The sequence below is a fragment of the Brevibacillus sp. SIMBA_040 genome (genome assembly GCF_046535075.1).
Classification (GTDB): Bacteria; Bacillota; Bacilli; order Brevibacillales; family Brevibacillaceae; genus Brevibacillus.
Genome location: NZ_JAWRXI010000002.1, coordinates 537,938 through 556,744, shown reverse-complemented (window position 1 = coordinate 556,744; position 18,807 = coordinate 537,938). Strand labels below are relative to the sequence as shown.

Sequence of the window (18,807 nt, the reverse complement as noted above, 5' to 3'; positions counted from 1 at the left end):
AGATGAACCGCCGTATACCGAACGGTACGTACGGTGGTGTGAGAGGACGGGGGCTAGCCACCCCCTCCTACTCGATTTGCAGTTTTTATCCGCACACTACATGGAATATGGCTGCTTCTGCAACTGCTCGTCCACCTTTTGCCTGCTTACTTCCCTGGAAACACTCAGGAGGAAACCTGTGGAAATGAGACAGACGAGTAACGAGGAGCCTCCGTAGCTGATAAACGGAAGAGGTACCCCTGTAAGCGGAATAAATCCGGTTACGCCGCCAATATTCAGGATGGCCTGTAGTCCGATCATACTGACGACACCGATCCCTGCGAGGCTGGCAAAAGGATCTTTAACCCTTAGACAAATGTGAATGCCGCGCAACAAAAACAAGAGGTATACCAGCAAAAAGAGGGAGGAGCCGATAAATCCAAGTTCTTCCGTAATGATAGAGAAAATGAAATCGGTGTGCCTCTCTGGCAGGTACAGATATTTTTGAATGCTTTTTCCGAATCCTGTGCCTGATAGTCCCCCGTGGGCGATTGCAATCCATGACTGAAGGATGTTGTACCCGGTGCCCATCGGATCGCTCCAAGGGTCGAGATACGAGTTAATTCGATCCAGGGCATGCTGCTTGGTAGCGATATAACCCGTTAGGGCAATGGTGACAGCAGGACCACCGAGCAAGATGAGGTGGCGAATCTTGACGCCTCCGCAGACCATCACGATCAGAGAGCTTCCGAGAAGAATGGCCGCAGTCCCTAAGTCGGGCTGAATCGCAATCAGAAGAAAAAAGATCCCGGTAACGACCAAGGGCGGCATCAAGCCTGATTTTAGCTTGCGCACGCCCTCTCCCTTTTTGGCGATGATTGCAGCCAAATACAGGATCAGCCCCAGCTTGGCAAACTCGGCAGGTTGTAAGCTGAACGAACCAATCTTAAACCAGGAGCGTGCCCCGTTAATATACTGACCAATCCCGGGAATCAAAACCAGAAGCAAGGCCAGGAAGCTTACCATGGCGATCAGCAAAAAATTGCGCTTGTAAAAGGAGAAGGGGATGTTCATTGCAATCAGCATCCCGACCACACCAATTACCAAGAAGCGGATTTGTCGTTTGACAAAATACAGCTCGTCGCCACCACAGTAAGAACAGCCGTTGGAGGTAAAGCTGGTCAAGGCAAAAATAGAGCTGGAGCTGAGTACCATCGTTATGCCAAAGCCGACAATCAGGGCGGTTAAAAACAGGAGCAAAAAATCAGGAACGCCCCTCGTCTTCATGGTAAAACCCCCCTCTACGTGAAACAGAGAGGGGACTCCTCTCTGTAACGCAGTGCATTTTCAATTTGAATTCTAGTGCGAAGACAGTTTTTCGTTCAGCATTTGCAGCTTGAGCTTCGCGGTTTTCACAACAGAGTCAGGCATAGGGAAGTCATAGTCAAGTCCGTGCGGGAACAAGTGCTTACCCATGTAAGGCTCTTCCAGCTTGAGAACAGCATGGGTATCTTCCAGCTTGCCTTGGGTCACGTTTGCTTCGATACGAAGATAGAAAACGTTTCCTTTATCTTGGATTTTATAGTCGTATGTAGCATGCTTGTAATCCCAAGCGCCGCGGTCAAATCCGAGCTCGCTCATGTAGTGCTCCAGATCGGCGAAAAAGACTTCTTTAGTGCCAACCCCAGTGTCTTTAATAACCATCCTATTTCCTCCTACAAATGGTGATATTCACTTATTCATCATAGTCTGTTTTTGGAAGAATCGCAATGGATAACTCGGTATTGTGGATGGATGACCATGATTGGTTAGATATGGTATAATTTGTTACTACAATAGTTCGGTTTCTCAAGGGCGGTCGGCATCCCCGAATGAGAGGGGGTGATACCATGACAGTATTCGAGGCACTAAGTCTAATGTTGACATTTGGGACTTTAGTAGTGATGCTGTCTTCTAGTCGAAAAAAGTAGACCTCCCTTGAGCTAGACAGCCAGGAGGTCTACGAGCTGGAACTGTGAGCCGACTCCCATGAAGGAACGACTGTTGTAGCTTAGGCCGCACGGGTGATGAGGCACCTTTGCGGCCTTTTTTGGCTACATTCACAGAAACCATGTTTCCATCTTAACATAGGGGGTGTGTCTTCTCTAGTCAGAAAAATCATGACACATGTCCCGGCTGGCGCATGAAACGATAGGTAGCAGGACACACTACAATCGTTCATTAGCAAAGGAGGAGACAGACATGGCGAAAGTAGAAAACCGCACATTGCGCGAGATTATGACGAAAGATGTCGCCACTGTGACGCTTAAGGATAATGTGTATGAGGTAGCTTGCAAGATGCGCGACTGGAATGTCGGTGTCATCCCGGTAGTGGATGAGAAGCAAGATGTGATCGGGGTCATTACAGACCGTGACATCGTTATTCGTGGCCTTGCTGAAAAACATGAAGGCTCTACTGCGACTGAAGTGGTCATGACACGTGATATTATTCTTGGTCAGCCTGGGATGACTGTGGATGAAGCAGCGAAGATTATGGCTCAGCACCAAATTCGTCGTTTGCCTGTCGTGGAAAATGGCAAGCTAGTAGGAATCGTAGCTCTTGCTGACATGGCGATCCGCCAGGTTCACCATGATGAGGCAAGCGATGCGCTGCAGGAAATTTCCGAGCCGGCAACTCATTAAGGAAATATAACCAAACAGGTCAAGCGAAAAAGCTGTTGGACGAATCCAAGCAGCTTTTTCTTTTTGGACTGTACATTCACGTAACGGTAAGGTTTATGATACTAAGGAAGAAATCATGCGGGAGAGGAACCTCATGCAAATCAAGGACATTGCACGACGTTTGCATATTACACCACGCGCCATCCGTTTTTATGAAGAAAAAGGACTGATTTACCCCAAAAAGGCGGATGAATCTGGTTATCGCCATTTTTCAGAAGAGGATGTCTGGCGTTTGCAGACGATTATTACATTACGAGAAGTGGGTATGCCCATAGATGATATCCGGGAGCTTTTGCAGGTGCAAAATGAAACGGAAGGCAGCCTGCTTCATTATTTGGAGCTACAGCGCTCCTTTATGTACAGTAGATGGGTAGAGATGAGCAAGGTGATATCGACTACCGAGGCGATGATTGAAAGAGTGAAGCGTGATGACAGGATCGATCCAGGTGCCTTGTACGAGTTGGCAGAAGCGAACAAGCGGCTTCGTGAAACCCGGGATAATTGGGTGGATCGCTGGAATTTTAATCAAATCGCAGACAAGTATGACGAGCTGGTGACCCGGGAACACGACGGTTTCAATACACACGCTTTTTATAATGAAATCTTAGATCAAGTAGTCGAGGCAGTAGGTCCGAAGTCTGGTGAGTCCGGGCTCGATGCGGGAACAGGGACAGGGAATCTCGCTAGCCGTTTCATTAAAAAAGGAGTCCGCATGAGTGGTTTTGATCAATCTCCTCAGATGCTCCTACAATGTCGACGTAAATCTCCTGAGGTGGAAACCAAGCTCGGCACTTTTTTTGCTTTTCCGTTTCTTGAAAATGATTTTGATTTTGTGGCTACAAGCTATGCCCTGCACCATTTAACAGATGATCAGAAGCAGCTTGCCTTGGCAGAATGCCGCAGGGTTTTAAAGCCAGGGGGCAGGCTAATTATTGCGGACCTGATGTTTGTGAATCAGGAGCATCGTAACTCTCATTTGGATCATTTGCGCCGACAGGGTGAAGAAGAAGCCATTTCGCAAATCTTGGACAGATGCTACGCAGATCGATCTCGTTTGCTGGCAGAGCTTGATTCATTGGGCTTCGTTTCGGAAGTAAGGCAGCTGACCACGTATGTCCACCTGATCTGGGCGAAGCTGAGATAGAACATCCCTTTCATATTTGGGCTCTTCCATGTAATGACATGTGCTTAGTCTGTTGCATAGGCTGTAGCGAGAAGGAAAGGGGGACTCCGCTATGGGTCTATTCGACAGTTTCTTTGACCGAGATAATGATGAGCTATTGTGGATTATTATCGTTGTGGTCGTTCTATTGTTCTTATTTAACTCCGATCGCGACTAAGTGTGCTCGTATAGACAAAACGACCTTGAGCAAGGTCGTTTTTTTCGGTTCGGGCAACTGTACTTGAAAACGACCATGTCGACATGAAAAGTGGACAAACTTTTTAAAAAATGGGCAGCCGACAAAGCCGATGGGGAAGAACTGCCGCTTGACGTACGTAAGAAAAAGGCGGATGCGTTTTTACAGGGGGTGCTGGGGAAAGAAGCAGAATCAACTTGTGCAGGAGGCAAGCACAGTAAAAGAGTATATAGACAGCCACCTCTGCAACTGGTTTATGTCTGGATATATAGAGGAGAAGAGAAGAAAGGCACTGCTTGCCAATTGAGGATGAGAATTATAAAATCAAAAAAATCGCAATCGCGTAAAACTGACATGTTTCGGGTCAGTTTTTTCGTGTGATTGCCTGCAAATAAAGCAGCAACATGTTTAGAGGAGAAGACCGAATGATTATGAAACGAATGATTATGATGTACCTGTTCGCTTTTGCGCTTTTGCTTGCAGCCTGTTCCTCATCAAATCAACCACAGGCAAACGGCCAGATCGAGGCCACAGTAAAACGCGTGGTCGATGGAGATACGTTTGAAGTCGAAAGTGGAGAAAAAGTGCGGATGATTGGGATGGATACTCCCGAGACTGTGAAGCCCAACCATCCTGTAGAGCCATACGGAAAAGAAGCGAGTCATTTTACAAAAGAGCTTTTGTCGGGTCAAAAAGTCACGCTGAAGTTTGACGTAGAACCATATGACAAATACAAGCGGCTGCTCGCGTACGTTTATTTGTCTGATGGTACTTTTGTGAATGAAAAGCTGGTTAGAGATGGCTATGCCCGCATCATGACGATTCCGCCAAACGTTGCCAAGGCCGATCTGTTTTTGGAGGCAGAGAGGGAAGCGAGAGAACAGAACCGCGGCTTATGGGGGCTGCAAGATGAGAATAAAGCGGAACAGCCTCCAGAGGGTAAATTGATCAAAGGCAACATTAACTCCAAGGGAGATAAAATTTATCACGTTCCAGGGTCTGTCAGCTACGAACAGACGAACGCCGAGATGTGGTTCGCGACGGAAGAAGAAGCGCAGGCGGCGGGCTTCCGCGCACCAAAGCGGTAGATTTCCAATGAAATGCAACGAAATCAATAAAAAAAGTTGGCCCTATCTGTTTCTAACTGATAGGGTTTTTTGTATATTTTGTCGAAGATTTCAACATATTGTCAATAGATGTTGTATAGTAAAAGGTGACATATGTCCTATAGTAAACATTGTAAGTAAAGGTGATTGAATATATTGCAGCAATAATACACGCGTATGTTTCAAATGTAATGTGCAATCAGATGGGGGAGTTACATGTTTACAGAAATCACCGACGTTGGTTATGCGTTATCCGCGCTGGAAGAGTCTTCTATTATATCCGTCACAGATCATGAAGGAAAAATCCTCTACGTCAATCACCTTTTTTGTGAGATATCTCAGTATGAGAGTCATGAGCTGATTGGAAAAACGCATAACAAAATCGACTCTGGCTTCCATCCCAAGGCATTTTTTAAAGAGTTATGGGATACCATCATTCGTGGAAAAGTATGGAAAGGCGAAATGAAAAACCAGGCAAAGGATGGTACGATTTATTGGTTGGATATCACCATGGTACCATTCCGCAATGATGATGGATTCATCTATCAATACGTGGCAATCGGAACGGACATTACCGAGCGCAAGCAGATGGAGGAGTCGCTGGGTCATACAATGAAGGATTTGCATGACATTAAAAATGCGCTGGACGAATCCTCCATCGTGGCGATTACGGACGAGAAGGGCGTTATTACCTATGTAAATGATAAATTTTGTGAGGTTTCCAAATACCATGTAGAAGAGCTGGTTGGCAAGACACATCGACTCATTAATTCTGGCTATCATCCCAAAACCTTTTTCAAGGAGATGTGGGATACAATCAGACGAGGGCATGTGTGGAAAGGAGAAGTGAAGAATCGGGCCAAGGACGGCAGCGAATATTGGATGAATACAACGATTGTTCCGTTTTTGGATGATGAAGGCGCGCCGTATCAATATGTCTCCATCCGTACCGATATCACCGACCGCATAAAAGCGGAAACCGCATTGGCAGAAGCGATGCAAAATGATTTCCGCAGGACAGTAAAAAATTTGCAGAACTGCGTCTTCAAAATTGTCACAGACAAAAGAGGTACCATTACATTTACGTTATGCGAAGGCAAAATTGCCGAGGAACTCGGACTGACGACAGAGAAAACACTGAGGAAAACGTCTCATGAGGTTTTTCCCGAGGATGTTGCCGATCAGCTGGAAACGCAATTTCAGATAGCATTCAATGGGGAGATTGTCAATTTCGAATTGGCCTATTTAGATAAATTTTTATATATTACCCTATCCCCTATTGAAGAAAACGATCAAATATTAGAAGTAGTAGGCTCCATGATGGATATTACCGAAAGAAAAAAAGCGGCTGAAATCATACATTACATGGCTCATTATGATTCGTTGACCAATTTGCCAAATCGTACGTTGTTCAATGAAACGTTGAGATTGGCCTTGCAACAGGCCAAACAAAAGAAACAGAAAATAGGAGTAATGTTCATCGACTTGGATCGATTTAAAAATATAAATGATACGCTCGGTCACTCGATCGGAGATATTTTGCTCAAGGCGGTTGCCCAGCGATTGCTTGGCTGTTTGCGTAAAGGTGATTCCGTTTCTAGGCAAGGCGGAGATGAGTTTGCGATTTTCTTGACAGACGTATCACGTGAGGAAGTTGCAGATATCGCCAAACGCATTATTGATAAGATGGCGGAATCAGTCACGTTGGAACATTTGGAGCTGTACATAACACCAAGCATCGGCATCAGCTTGTACCCCGATGATGGAGAAGATATCGAGGTCTTGCTGAAAAACGCAGATGCGGCTATGTATCTCGCCAAAGAGCAGGGGAAAAACAACTTTCAATTCTTTTCAGAGGAACTTCATCGGTCCATCTCAAAAAAGCTCAAGCTGGAGGGTGAACTGAGAAAAGCACTGGATGAACGGCAATTTATCTTGTATTACCAACCGAAGATCAACATTAACACTGGTAAAATTATTGGCACTGAGGCATTGATACGTTGGGAGCATCCAGAACTAGGGCTGATACCACCTATTCAGTTCATCCCGATTGCTGAAGAAACGGGGTTGATTGTCAAAATTGGCGAATGGGTGATGCGGACAGCTTGCCACCAAACCAAAGAATGGCAGAAATCCGGTTACAAGGACTTGTCTGTAGCCGTCAATATTTCTTTGCGTCAATTTATGCAAAACAATTTGATTGAAATGATCGAAAGCATCCTGGCAGAAACGGCTTTGGAACCGAAATTTTTGGAGCTGGAAATTACAGAAAGCATGGCGCTGGATGCAACGTATACGATTCGCATGCTGAACAGGCTGAAAGCTCTTGGCATTAGCATCAGCATCGATGATTTTGGGACGGGCTACAGCTCCCTGAGTTATTTGAGCCAGTTTCCAATCGACCGCCTCAAAATAGATCAATCCTTTATGCGCAACCTGAATACGAGCAATCAAGCCATTGTAAAAACGATCATCGATATGGCGCATAATATGAACATCGCGGTCATAGCAGAAGGCGTGGAAACGCAAACGCATGTGGATTTTCTAAAAGGACAAATGTGCAAAGAGGTCCAAGGGTACTTTTACAGCAAGCCATTGCCGTACAAAGAAGCAACAGACCTTTTATATACAAAAGGTTGAAGCCAAAGCTTGTCATGAAATGTACTTCCATTGAGCGTAAAAAATCTCCCTTATGGACGATGCAGAAAGCTGCGTTCGCCCATAAGGGAGATTTTTATTTGATTATAAAAGATTGTGCTTCGTATCATTGAGGTCCCAGGTTAGCTTTAATGATTCGACGACCTGATCTGCCGCAGTTTCCGCGTCTATATCACTGCTGGAAATACTGAAGTGATTCAAGGCATAGGCGGACTTTCTGCTGTTGAAAAGCTCCTCAATCTGATCCAAAGACTTATTTTGCAAAATCGGACGACTGTCGATAATCAGTGGAATGCGTTCCTTCCAGGATTCCCACGATACATCGATGAAAAAGACGATACAGTTGGCAAGGCAGACTTTTCTCACTTCCTCCTGCATGTAAGCACCGCCGCCGAGGGAAATGATTTTCGAGCGAGTTTCTGAGCAAAGCGACACAATCAGCTCACGTTCCATTTTACGAAAGCTGGCTTCACCAAGCTCTTGAAAAATCGCCGAAACAGGCATTTGGTGGATTCGCTCAATTTCCTGGTCAATATCGATGAAATCTCGGGACAATTTATTGGCGACAAGCTGCCCGACCGTCGTTTTTCCAGCACCCATAAATCCGATAAAAACAATGTTTTTTTCACGTATCGATATTTCTATATTTTCAGTCATTTTTTTACTCTCTTTCCATAGTCTTGATGATTGCGTCTATCTATTATGACGTCTATTATGATGCGAAAAAGAGCCTTGTGTCAATTCCATTTGAGAGAATTTCTGTTTTGCTTCACATTGCTAAAGTGGGTGGGAAAAGGATATAGCTGTGTGTTGGAAATATAAACCATTGCTTCTGGAATCAAGGAACAGTGGTCTTTTTTGGGGGAAAGCTTGTGCACGAATCACGCCAAGTAGACTTGTGACATAGTGTAGTGGTGAGTAGTCAGATACCTATATCTGAAGGAGGATGTCTGCTTTGCAATCGCAAACAAGGGTCTACTTTCCTTATGTTGGCCCATTCGATCCCTGCCCACCCAAACGTGTAAAGACGTATCAAGTTCCACCTGAGTTGTTCATCACCTTTCAACCGGCAAATCTCCCGCAATACTCGCCAAGTGAAGCGTTGCGTTTAGGCACATTATGGCCTGCGCTGTTCAGTCCTTACAATCCGGCAGCAGATAGGGCAGGTGGGCTAGGATGACACCTGCAAACAACTCTTTCGATCAGCAACATTATTACGCGTTGCTCGAAGAACTACAGGCGATCGACTTCGTGCTGGTTGAACTCAATCTGTATCTGGACACACACCCTACTGATGCAAATGCTATCGAACAATTCAACCAGCTAACCCAAAAGCGTTGGAGTCTGGCAAACGAATACGAAGCTTTGTATGGCCCGTTGCAAAATTTTGGACGCAGTTATTCCGGATTCCCTTGGCAGTGGAACGAAGAGCCATGGCCATGGCAAGTGTAGAAATGAGGGGTAATCGTAACCATGTGGATTTATGAGAAAAAGCTTCAATACCCGGTGCGTGTAAGCAAATGCGACGTTAGAATGGCGAAATTTTTAATGGAGCAGTACGGAGGAGCAGACGGGGAATTAGCGGCAGCCCTGCGTTACATGAACCAACGTTATACAATTCCAAACAAGGTAATCGGGCTGCTCACCGATATCGCTACAGAAGAATTTGCGCATTTAGAAATGATTGCGACGATGGTTTACAAACTGACGAAGGATGCGACAGTTGAACAGCTGGAAGAAGCGGGGCTTGGCGCGCATTATGCGAATCATGACAGGGCGCTGTTTTACAGTAATGCAGCAGGGGTGCCGTGGACAGCAACCTATATACAAGCCAAAGGCGATCCAATCGCAGATTTGTATGAGGATATTGCTGCGGAGGAAAAAGCACGGGCTACCTACCAGTGGCTGATTGATATGACGGATGACGTGGATTTACAAGACAGTCTGAAATTTTTGCGCGAGCGTGAAGTCGTACACTCGCTACGCTTCCGAGAGGCTGTCGAGATTTTAAAGGAAGATCAGGAAACCAAGAAAATTTTTTAGCAGCCAAAAGAAAAGAGAGCCTCCAAAGCTCTCTTTTTTGCGCTGCCGTTTCTTATACTTCCATAATGATGGGAAGAATCATCGGTCTTCTTTTCGTATGCGTATACAGGTACTGCCCGATGGATTCCCGGATGCCTTGTTTCAAACGGTTCCATTGATTTACGTTTTCTTCTGATAAAGTCGCCAAGGTTTCCGCGGCGATTCGAGTCGCTTCATCCAGTAGTCCCTCGAATTCTGATGCGAACACAAATCCACGCGAGATGAGATCGGGGCCCGAGAGAATTTTGCCATCCGATTTACTACGGGTGATCACGACTACGAGAATACCGTCTTCTGAAAGATGCTTCCGATCCCGCAGGATTACAGTTCCTACATCGCCGATTCCTAGCCCGTCGACAAGTGTGCTTCCTGCTGGCACCTTGCGTTCTTGCCATGCTTCTTGGTTTTGGAAATCAACGACATCACCGTTGTTCACGATAAAAATATTTTCGGTCTCGATTCCGAGCGATTCTGCCAAGATGCGATGCTGTTGCAGCATCCGATATTCGCCATGGATCGGGATAAAGTAGGTCGGCTTCATGAGTGTAAGCATTAATTTCAATTCTTCCTGACTGCCATGGCCAGAAACATGCATACCCGTTCCAGACCCGTAAATAACATGGGCACCGAGAATAAACAAATTGTCAACGATGCGTGTTACATTTCGCTCGTTTCCTGGAATCGGGGATGAGGAAAGAATAACCGTGTCACCTGGTCGTACCTTGACATGTCGATAGCCGGAAGTGGACAGGCGAGCAAGTGCGGCATTAGGTTCTCCTTGGCTGCCAGTGCACAGAACGGCAACCTGGCTGGGATCGAGCTGATTTGCTTCATCGGCCTCGATCAGCATTCCTTCGGGGATATACAAATATCCTTGCTCAGAAGCGATCCGTACGACGTTTACCATGCTGCGTCCGAGCAATACGAGCTTGCGATTTGTCAATAGTGCTGCATCAATCACTTGCTGCAGGCGATAAACATTGGAGGCAAAGGTCGATACGAAAACTTGTTGCTTCGCTTTCATGAACGCCTCTTTTAAATGCTCGCCAACATGAATCTCGGATGGAGTAAAGCCGGAACGCTCAGCATTGGTGCTCTCAGACAATAATACGAGGACTCCTTTTTGCCCGATTGCCGCCATTTTGTACAGGTCTGGCGATTGATTGTTCACGGGGGTCAAATCAAATTTAAAATCCCCGGTATGAACAACCGTGCCTTCCGGTGTATCAAAAACAACCCCAAGACAATCAGGTATGCTGTGATTGGTTTGGAAAAAACTGATTTGCAAAGAACCCAGCTTAATTTCTGAGTTGGAATGAATCGTGATCAGCTCCGAATCGTGCAGCAGATGATGCTCCTTCAGCTTTTCAGCAACCAGTCCTAACGTTAAGCGTGTCCCGTATAGAGGGATGTTCAACTGTTTTAGGAAATAAGGAATCCCGCCGATGTGATCCTCATGTCCATGAGTGATGATGAGCCCCCGTACCTTTTCACGATTTTCCAACAAGTACGTGATATCAGGGATAATCAGGTCAATGCCCAAGTAGCTCTCATCTGGGAATTTCGAGCCGCAATCAATTACGACAATATCGTCATCATATTGAATGACGTACATATTTTTTCCGATTTCATAAACGCCACCTAAGGCAAAAATGGACAGCGCACGTGAAGCAGACATTTGTGAAGTGGACCTCCTTGGAACGCCATAATATGGTTATTCTTTGCGGTAGTTAGATGGATTATGTAACGGACATCGTAAGTTAGTGAGAATAATTGGCAGGAAAATGTCGCATGATAACCAAGTCAAATAACAAACATGATGATTGGAGGCCCCTATGGAACCGATTTCTCAAACACGGCACTTAAACGAACAGCTTGCACACTGCCAGCAACTAATCGGACAATTGGTACAGCAAACTCAACAAGCTTCTGCTCAATACCAACAATTGTTACAGCAGGAACAGCAAAATGCTATGCAGCTGCAACAACTCGCTCAGCGTGAACAACAGGCTGTTCAAATCATTCAGACTGCGCTTCAGGGCCACCACAAAGCCATCCAACAATTGCAGCATGTTTCAACTATTTGCAATGAGGTTGCACATTCGGCTTTGCCCACCAACCCAGTGTTTGCAAATACAAACCAACTCGAAACAGGTTTCGGCAACTACTCGCAGCAGTAATAAAGGTAATGCTCTGAGCAAGAAAAGAAGTCATGGCACTGGAGAAATTAACATGAATGAACGCTCGAGCAATCGGGCACAATGTGGGATGACTGAATTTGGAAAGGGGTTGTCCCGGTGAAGGCAAAAAGACTGATATTTCGTTTGCTGCTGCTGATTGCTGTTGCAGCCTGCATCGAGTGGTTCCTGTATGCGAACAAAGAGACACAAACAGGGGCCGATGTGGAGAACGTTCAGACCCAGCAAGCCGCTCCGACGTTAGCAGTCCAACATTCCTTGGAGAAAGATGACCTGAAGCTGCAGCTTGCTGTAACCAACTTTTCTTTTTCTCTTGAAAACATGGGAAAAGACAACAAGCACGGGGAAGGTCATGTCCACCTTTATCTGGATGGAAAAAAGGTAGCGAAAGTATTTGAGTCTTCGTACGTTCTAAAGGATATTCCGAGCGGTAAGCATGAAGTCATGGTGGAGCTTGCTCACAACAACCACGAGTCGTACGGTGTGTCCGAACGCTTTTCCATTGAGGTAGCGCCTTAACACTACATACGAAAAGCGTGGTGTTTCATGCAAAAAAGCCGACATCCGAGTGCCGTATGGCGCTTCGAAGTCGGCTTTTTGTATAATGGATTAGCTCAATCTTATCAGTGGAATTGAACGTTTACTTTTGCCTGTTGATCAGGAAGTGCGATCACCAAGGTTGGATACGAAATGACTTGGATTTTCATGGAGCCAGGAGCGGGAGCCTGCAGATGAACGCGAACCGTATAGCCATGTGCTCCTGTTTTCTTGATCTGATCTGTCACGATGCGGTATCCACCAGTTGGGCGTTGTCCTGCACTAATGACGACATAAGCTTTTCCATTTGCACGAACGATCGTATGTCCACCGCTTTTCCGTACTTTTGTCAGAGCAGTTTGTACAGCGGGTGGATACGGTGCTGCTACCGCTTCATATTGTACACCGCTGTGAGCAGCCTCTTCCGTCACTGGACTGGATACGGTAGGATGTTGAGTAGGCAAAGCTTGTGTACCCGTGATCGTCAAAGCAGCTGCAAGCAACAAGCCAGGAACAGTGTTTATCATAAACGATTTCCCTCCTAGATAAATGCATTCATATTTTAAACATTTTCAAGAAAGAAGCAGAGGTGACGGGCGTGCGCGTACAGGATTCGCTGGAATACCTGTCCGAATCAACACAGCAAGCTATTTTGGTAGAACAAACGAGGCGATTTGGGATCGCCGACGACATGGATCTATCTTCACGATTGCAAGACCCGCATTTTTTGGGTCAGGTGTGGGAACAGGCAGGCGAGATGGAACGAACAGTGATAAGGCTATTCGTGACGAGTGCAACAAGAGGTTTTTTCAGCAAACGTTCCTGGGAACGTGAAACGGCAAAAGAGCACAGACATCTGTCAGTCGGTTTAACAAAGTTACGGCGACTGGGACTGATCTTGACTGTACGAAAAATGTGGAGTGAGGTCGGTTATTTCATGCCGCAGGAAGTGCGGGAGCAAATGACTCTGTATCTGCTGCCAGAAGCCTCCCAGGCTTATATCTCGCTTTCAAAAACGCTCCCTTATTATATATCAGCAGGTAGGGGTATACAGCTGGATCTTTTTGGTCTTTTGATTTTTATCCGTGAGAATCAAGTTTCTGTAACGCAAAAAGGAACGATTCACCGTCGTATGTTTCAAAAGATGCAATCTCTGCTGTCTCTTTCAGACGAACATGTCAAAGGCTTGTCACTGCCCCCGTTGGATCAGGAGCTGAGGGAGGGCTTGGCTTTGACCGTCGCTCTTGACCTTGCGCTTAGGCTGGGACTCGTACAAAGGAAGGAGCGACGACTTGTCATCTCGCCGTATCATATAAAAAGGTGGCTTGCGCAATCGGCTCCTGCAAGGTGGGAGCAGTTATTTGAATTGATCATTACGCAATATTTGCCACATGGCGGCTGGTGGGATGCGTTTTCGCAGCAAATGAAAGCAGTGCCCCTCGATCAATGGTGTTTTCTTGGGAGCCAATTGAGCATGCTAGAGGAAGCGGGATTTGCTCTGCCAGCAGAAGCAAAAAAACTTGTTACAGAGCAGTGGCTGCACTTTCTTGCTGGTCTCGGATGGATTCAGCTGGGTGAGGATGACGACAATAAGCTGTATTGGCGTTGGAACAGCTTGCCGCGCTTGACAGCGGAGGAAGGTTGGTTCATCGATCCTACGGGGGCTGTTACAATTCCTCCATTGGTACCGCTGCAGGATGTATGGGAGATTAGCAAACTGTGCCAGCTTGAATTTGATGGACCCTTGATTCGGGGAGAATTACATGCAAGAATGCTCCAATCCTTTCTCACGGCTGGCGCATCCGAAGAGCAGGCGATGGACATCCTACGCTCCGGATCGGCACATCCACTGCCGGATAGCCTTACCGAAATGATCCATCAGTGGGCGAAAACAGCACGACAAATACAGATCGAGCCCTGCTTTCGTGTACGTACGGCTCATCCCGGATTTATCGAGGAATGGAAACAGATTCCCGAATTTCACTCGTTCTTGTCCCAGATTATATCGCCGACAGATTTTCTCATTCCCCAGGGTCAAGAACTGGCTCTGATCGAGACATTGCGCCAGTTTGGCTACGAGCCGCAGGTGTTGACCCATTTTCCTGCGAAGCCTGCTGATGTGGAAATGACGGCGGATGATAAGGGGCAGAACGGATTATTTCTTGTAGAGCGCCCGTGGAATGGGTATGCCGTAGAAAATACGTTTCCCGAGCAAACGGAAGGGATTCCTGAGATTGTCTCGTTGCCAAAAATGTGGACTCAGCATTTTCAATCGTACCATCCACAATCGATGCGCGATTTGTTTAAACGGTCCGCTGAATTGCAGCTCGAAGTCGAGTTTCAACCGCGAAGCAAGGAAAAGCTGCTTGGTACACCACTGGAGGTTCGCATTGAGCTTGGGTATTGGATGGTGACCATGGAGACACCGGGTGGAAAACAACGCTACCGTCTGGAGGATATAGAGCGAGTGCGCATTGTGGTACCTCAATATCTGTACTAAGAAAGTGGATCATGTTACAATCAAGATGTAATTATGGCGTTACTGTGAAAGGAGGTCTCGCTCTATGGAAACATTGGAAGCCGCGGACATCACGCAATTAATGATGGAATCCCATGAATTGTCCTCAATGATTAACCAATCACGCGAGGTCTCAGAATACCTGCAGGCTAAGCGCGAGATGGAATTGGATACAGAAGTTCAGCGTTTGCTTGTTTTGTTCGAGAAGAAAAAAGAGCAATACGAGGATGTACAACGTTTCGGGAAATATCATCCCGACTACAATCATATATCCAAAGAAGTCAGGGAGCTGAAGCGCACGATAGAGCTGCGGGATTCTGTGCAGGCGTTTAAACGGGCAGAAGACACTCTTGACGAGCTGTTGTATCAAGTGAGTCGGACCATTGCTCATGCCGTTTCCAATACGATCAAGGTACCCAGCAACAATCCGTTTTTGGAAGTGCAGGGCAGCGGTTGTGGAAGTGGTGGAAGCTGCGGTTGCAGCGTGAAAAGCCGTCCAAGCTAAGTACGCCCATGGGATGATTTAAGGCGTTTGTTTTTCTCGCAACAAAAAGCAGTCTTCACACAGGTTGCCACAGCAAAATTGCTTTTCACTCGGTACGAGAAAGCGAAAGCGGTAAACATGCTGGGTTTCGTGTGAACGCACATATATACACTCTAGCTTTAATTTAGTATCCGTGGTCAGACGCTCACCCGTCTCCATCAGTCTCTTTGTCAGATTCGGAGCGGGGAGCGTACTGCTTACATAGAAGAAGCGTTGTCCGGCATGGGTTTGCCATCCGGTTTTTGTCACGATGCCTTCCTGATGGAGCTTTTCTTCAAATTTTTGATAAAAAGTTGCCAACATAAGGCCACGATTCCTTTCTGTAACAATTTACCACTTGCGGTCATAATAACATAATTGGGAAGGAGACCGACTGCCAAACATGAGAGAGCGAAGACTGGGGGTAGCGGTGTGGGTGAAGAACACGCGAGCCGCCAAAAATTTACGCAAATTTGGCACCATTCATTACATCTCCAAGCGGTTAAACTATGTTTCGATGTATGTGGATGCCAATCAGTTGGATGAGACGATTCGCATTATGGAAAAGCTGCATTTTGTAACCAAGATAGAACGTTCTCATCGCCACGAGATACCGGTAGAATATAATAATGCAAGACCGGATAAAGCGAAGGAATACGATTACAAGCAGGAAAAGAATCAAGTAATGGCGCTTGCCGAAACACTGATGACAGAGGAAGGAACTCCGGTTACTGTCGTTTCGACATAAGTGCCTAGAGGCTGCCATATTTCGGCAGCTTTTTTGCTTTTGCTAAAACGATGTTCATGATATGCTTATGAAAGATGAAAAAATGAGTGACAATGCGAATGAATGCGTTTTCAAAATGCATACATATAAGTAAGAGGAAGGGTGGGAGCATACATCCATGATTCAACTAGACATTAACTGCGATATGGCAGAAGGCTTTAGCCGCAGCCGACAATCCGAGGATTTAGGAATTATGAAGTGGATTACCTCCGTCAACATCGCGTGCGGATTGCATGCGGGCGACCCGCACCTCATTAGCAGAACCATTGAGGCTGCTCTCAAGCACAATGTAAAAATCGGAGCTCATCCGGGATATGCGGATATCCAGGGCTTTGGACGACGCTCGATGAACCTTTCGGTGAATGAAGTGTATGAGCTGGTTTTGTACCAGGTGGCTGCATTGTCTGGTATGACCCGTGCCATGGGAGGAGAGCTTCACCATGTGAAGCTTCATGGTGCCTTGTACAATGAGGCAGCAGAGCGTCCTGAGCTGGCAGAAGCGGTTGTATCTGCGGTTGCAGATATCGATGAAGAATTGATTCTGTACGCACTGTCCGGTAGCAAGCTGGTTGAAGCGGGCTTGGAGCATGGACTGCAGGTTGCAGAAGAGGTTTTTGCTGAGCGTGCTTATTTGCCAAATGGGCGATTGGCGCCACGTGAGCTGGAAGGCAGTGTCCTGATCAGCAAGGAAGAGCGCATGGAGCAAACACGTCAGCTAGTATTGAAGCAAAAGGTGCTGACAGTAAATGGGCAGCATATTGACCTGGCAGCGGATACCTTATGTGTTCTTCAGGAAGGACCGGATGTACTGCAATTCCTGAGCGATTTGCATCGCTGGGCGAAGCAGAATGGCGTATCGATTGAGCCGATTATGCCTAGGTAACTGACTAAAAGACGAAAAAAAGGAAAGCCATACAGGAATGACCTGTCCACCAAGGACTCCGGCGTACCTGTATGGCTTTTTTGTTTAGCTGATCGAAGGACTCAAAAGAGGCTCTTTCTTTTTTTGCGAAATGAGTTTGCCGTTTTCAATCTTCAAGATGACATCAGCCAGCTTCTCAGCCTCTTCCCGATCGTGGGTGACCAACAGAAACGGGATGTTCCACATTTGATGTAGTCGCAAAAGCTCATCCTGACACTGTCTTCGCGTATCGGCATCCAGAGCAGACAAAGGCTCGTCAAGCAAAAGAATATCTGGCTCTGTAGCTAAAGCGCGGACGAGGGCGACACGTTGCTTTTGCCCGCCGGATAATTGATGTGGATACTTTTGCATCAGCTGATCAATTCCTACTGTAGAGAGCAAAGGCTCCAGGTGCAGCTCATGACCTTCTTTCAGTCCGTAGCGAACGTTTTGGGCTACCGTCATATGCGGGAAGAGCGCATAGTCCTGAAATAAATAACCGATATTTCGCTTTTGCACCGCGAGCGGCTTCTTGCCCTGTTCATAAAAAAACTGATCATGGAGCTTGATATGCCCAGAATCGGGATGGACAAGTCCTGCGATACTGTTCAAGATCGTCGTCTTGCCAGAACCGGAAGGACCAAATAAGACTACAACTTCTTGCTGGATGGAAAAACGAACGTCCAATAAAAAATCAGGCAATCGCTTCTTTATGTCAACCGTAAGCATATAGGTCCACCTGCCTTACTTTTGATTGGCGTATCGGCGTACATTGCGCCTGCTCCACCAGTTGAGCCAGAGGGTAGTCCCCATCCCGAGCGAAACAATGATCACAACCCAGAACAGTGCCTTTTCCATTTGTCCTGCCTCAACAGCGAAATAGATGGCGACAGGAATGGTGTCTGTTTTCCCTGGAATATAGCCAGCCAGCATGAGGGTAGCTCCGAATTCTCCTAAGCCCCGGGCAAAGGACAAGACAAATCCGGCTAAGAGACCAGGCCAAGCCAGAGGAAACGCCACGGTCCAAAAGACTCGCCACTCCGAAGCCCCCATCGTCCGAGCCGCGTTTTCAAAGCGTCGATCTACGCCAGTAAAGGCGGCGGCAGCACTTTGGTACATTAAGGGGAAGGAAACCACGACAGAAGCAATGACAGCTCCTGTCAGGGTAAAGACGACGGTAATGCCGAACCATTCGTTTAGGAGCTGTCCGAGAAAACCATTTTTCCCAAAGAGCATTAAAAGCCCAAAGCCAACGACTGTGGGCGGAAGAACAAGTGGCAATAAAAAAAGAGATTCCAGGACATGCTTTCCCCAAAAGTCCTTTTGGGTCATCCATCTGGCAGCCAACATCCCGAGTATAAAAACAAGGGAGGTGGAGAGCGCAGCTACTTTTAGAGAAAGCAGTAATGGCGTGAGGTTTGTTTCGAACATCGCTAACC

Annotated in this window: 23 protein-coding genes; 15 read left to right on the top strand and 8 right to left on the bottom strand. The window is 46.6% G+C overall.

Going from position 1 to position 18,807, the window contains the following annotated elements:
• Window positions 1-96 precede the first annotated feature (96 nt).
• Window positions 97-1,266, bottom strand: a complete 1,170-nt coding sequence (ftsW, locus tag SB752_RS05750) for a putative lipid II flippase FtsW (protein WP_410714726.1) — start codon at window positions 1,264-1,266, stop codon at window positions 97-99.
• Between the two features lie 72 nt (window positions 1,267-1,338).
• Entirely contained in the window at window positions 1,339-1,683 is a 345-nt protein-coding gene (locus SB752_RS05745) for a YugN family protein (protein ID WP_410714725.1), read from the bottom strand.
• 167 nt (window positions 1,684-1,850) lie between these two features.
• Here SB752_RS05745 and SB752_RS05740 point away from each other — a divergent pair, with 167 nt between their 5' ends.
• The 6 genes from SB752_RS05740 (at window position 1,851) to SB752_RS05715 (ending at window position 7,804) form a co-directional block, all read left to right on the top strand.
• Complete coding sequence (locus SB752_RS05740) at window positions 1,851-1,949, top strand: putative holin-like toxin (protein ID WP_373419714.1); 99 nt, start codon at window positions 1,851-1,853, stop codon at window positions 1,947-1,949.
• A 271-nt stretch (window positions 1,950-2,220) separates the two neighbouring features.
• Window positions 2,221-2,661, top strand: coding sequence for a CBS domain-containing protein (locus SB752_RS05735; RefSeq protein WP_103105433.1), 441 nt, complete (start codon window positions 2,221-2,223; stop codon window positions 2,659-2,661).
• 133 nt (window positions 2,662-2,794) lie between these two features.
• A complete protein-coding gene (locus tag SB752_RS05730; protein WP_410714724.1) occupies window positions 2,795-3,844 on the top strand; it encodes a MerR family transcriptional regulator in 1,050 nt (349 codons plus the stop codon).
• Window positions 3,845-4,130: 286 nt separating this feature from the next.
• The gene (locus SB752_RS05725) at window positions 4,131-4,439 is read left to right on the top strand and encodes a hypothetical protein (protein WP_410714723.1); all 309 of its coding nucleotides are present in this window, start codon (window positions 4,131-4,133) and stop codon (window positions 4,437-4,439) included.
• A gap of 50 nt (window positions 4,440-4,489) precedes the next feature.
• Window positions 4,490-5,146, top strand: coding sequence for a thermonuclease family protein (locus SB752_RS05720; protein WP_410714741.1), 657 nt, complete (start codon window positions 4,490-4,492; stop codon window positions 5,144-5,146).
• Window positions 5,147-5,380: 234 nt separating this feature from the next.
• Entirely contained in the window at window positions 5,381-7,804 is a 2,424-nt protein-coding gene (locus SB752_RS05715; RefSeq protein WP_410714722.1) for a sensor domain-containing protein, read from the top strand.
• A 102-nt stretch (window positions 7,805-7,906) separates the two neighbouring features.
• Here the strand turns inward: SB752_RS05715 and SB752_RS05710 are convergent, their stop codons facing one another.
• Window positions 7,907-8,479: a shikimate kinase gene (locus SB752_RS05710; RefSeq protein ID WP_410714721.1), complete on the bottom strand. Its 573-nt coding sequence runs from the start codon at window positions 8,477-8,479 to the stop codon at window positions 7,907-7,909.
• A 298-nt stretch (window positions 8,480-8,777) separates the two neighbouring features.
• On the opposite strand from SB752_RS05710, the gene SB752_RS05705 reads away from it, so the two are divergent.
• Genes SB752_RS05705 through SB752_RS05695 form a run of 3 tightly spaced genes read left to right on the top strand, consistent with a single transcriptional unit; the run spans window position 8,778 to window position 9,865 of the window.
• Window positions 8,778-9,002 (top strand): spore coat associated protein CotJA, encoded by a 225-nt coding sequence (locus SB752_RS05705; RefSeq protein ID WP_289136267.1) that lies wholly within the window; start codon window positions 8,778-8,780, stop codon window positions 9,000-9,002.
• Entirely contained in the window at window positions 8,999-9,274 is a 276-nt protein-coding gene (locus tag SB752_RS05700; protein ID WP_103105427.1) for a spore coat protein CotJB, read from the top strand. Before SB752_RS05705 ends, SB752_RS05700 begins: the two co-directional genes overlap by 4 nt.
• A gap of 21 nt (window positions 9,275-9,295) precedes the next feature.
• On the top strand, window positions 9,296-9,865 hold the full coding sequence (locus SB752_RS05695) for a manganese catalase family protein (RefSeq protein WP_410714720.1): 570 nt from the start codon (window positions 9,296-9,298) through the stop codon (window positions 9,863-9,865).
• Window positions 9,866-9,917: 52 nt separating this feature from the next.
• Here the strand turns inward: SB752_RS05695 and SB752_RS05690 are convergent, their stop codons facing one another.
• Window positions 9,918-11,582: a ribonuclease J gene (locus SB752_RS05690; protein WP_410714719.1), complete on the bottom strand. Its 1,665-nt coding sequence runs from the start codon at window positions 11,580-11,582 to the stop codon at window positions 9,918-9,920.
• A 157-nt stretch (window positions 11,583-11,739) separates the two neighbouring features.
• On the opposite strand from SB752_RS05690, the gene SB752_RS05685 reads away from it, so the two are divergent.
• Both SB752_RS05685 and SB752_RS05680 read left to right on the top strand, forming a co-directional pair.
• Window positions 11,740-12,084: an AMP-dependent synthetase and ligase gene (locus tag SB752_RS05685; RefSeq protein WP_410714718.1), complete on the top strand. Its 345-nt coding sequence runs from the start codon at window positions 11,740-11,742 to the stop codon at window positions 12,082-12,084.
• A gap of 117 nt (window positions 12,085-12,201) precedes the next feature.
• Entirely contained in the window at window positions 12,202-12,621 is a 420-nt protein-coding gene (locus SB752_RS05680) for a hypothetical protein (RefSeq protein ID WP_410714717.1), read from the top strand.
• A gap of 104 nt (window positions 12,622-12,725) precedes the next feature.
• Here the strand turns inward: SB752_RS05680 and SB752_RS05675 are convergent, their stop codons facing one another.
• Window positions 12,726-13,166, bottom strand: a complete 441-nt coding sequence (locus SB752_RS05675; RefSeq protein ID WP_410714716.1) for a protease complex subunit PrcB family protein — start codon at window positions 13,164-13,166, stop codon at window positions 12,726-12,728.
• Between the two features lie 71 nt (window positions 13,167-13,237).
• On the opposite strand from SB752_RS05675, the gene SB752_RS05670 reads away from it, so the two are divergent.
• A complete protein-coding gene (locus SB752_RS05670; protein ID WP_410714715.1) occupies window positions 13,238-15,139 on the top strand; it encodes a hypothetical protein in 1,902 nt (633 codons plus the stop codon).
• Between the two features lie 64 nt (window positions 15,140-15,203).
• A complete protein-coding gene (locus SB752_RS05665) occupies window positions 15,204-15,662 on the top strand; it encodes a YlbF/YmcA family competence regulator (RefSeq protein ID WP_103105422.1) in 459 nt (152 codons plus the stop codon).
• An 18-nt stretch (window positions 15,663-15,680) separates the two neighbouring features.
• Here SB752_RS05665 and SB752_RS05660 read toward each other — a convergent pair whose 3' ends face one another.
• Window positions 15,681-16,004, bottom strand: a complete 324-nt coding sequence (locus SB752_RS05660; protein WP_410714714.1) for a hypothetical protein — start codon at window positions 16,002-16,004, stop codon at window positions 15,681-15,683.
• A gap of 79 nt (window positions 16,005-16,083) precedes the next feature.
• Here SB752_RS05660 and SB752_RS05655 point away from each other — a divergent pair, with 79 nt between their 5' ends.
• Both SB752_RS05655 and SB752_RS05650 read left to right on the top strand, forming a co-directional pair.
• Window positions 16,084-16,428, top strand: a complete 345-nt coding sequence (locus tag SB752_RS05655) for a YlbG family protein (RefSeq protein ID WP_103105420.1) — start codon at window positions 16,084-16,086, stop codon at window positions 16,426-16,428.
• A 157-nt stretch (window positions 16,429-16,585) separates the two neighbouring features.
• Entirely contained in the window at window positions 16,586-17,350 is a 765-nt protein-coding gene (locus tag SB752_RS05650; protein WP_410714713.1) for a LamB/YcsF family protein, read from the top strand.
• 84 nt (window positions 17,351-17,434) lie between these two features.
• Here the strand turns inward: SB752_RS05650 and SB752_RS05645 are convergent, their stop codons facing one another.
• Together SB752_RS05645 and modB are read right to left on the bottom strand one after the other, a co-directional pair.
• Complete coding sequence (locus tag SB752_RS05645; protein ID WP_410714712.1) at window positions 17,435-18,097, bottom strand: ABC transporter ATP-binding protein; 663 nt, start codon at window positions 18,095-18,097, stop codon at window positions 17,435-17,437.
• 15 nt (window positions 18,098-18,112) lie between these two features.
• Window positions 18,113-18,799, bottom strand: a complete 687-nt coding sequence (gene modB, locus SB752_RS05640; RefSeq protein ID WP_410714711.1) for a molybdate ABC transporter permease subunit — start codon at window positions 18,797-18,799, stop codon at window positions 18,113-18,115.
• Window positions 18,800-18,807: the final 8 nt, after the last annotated feature.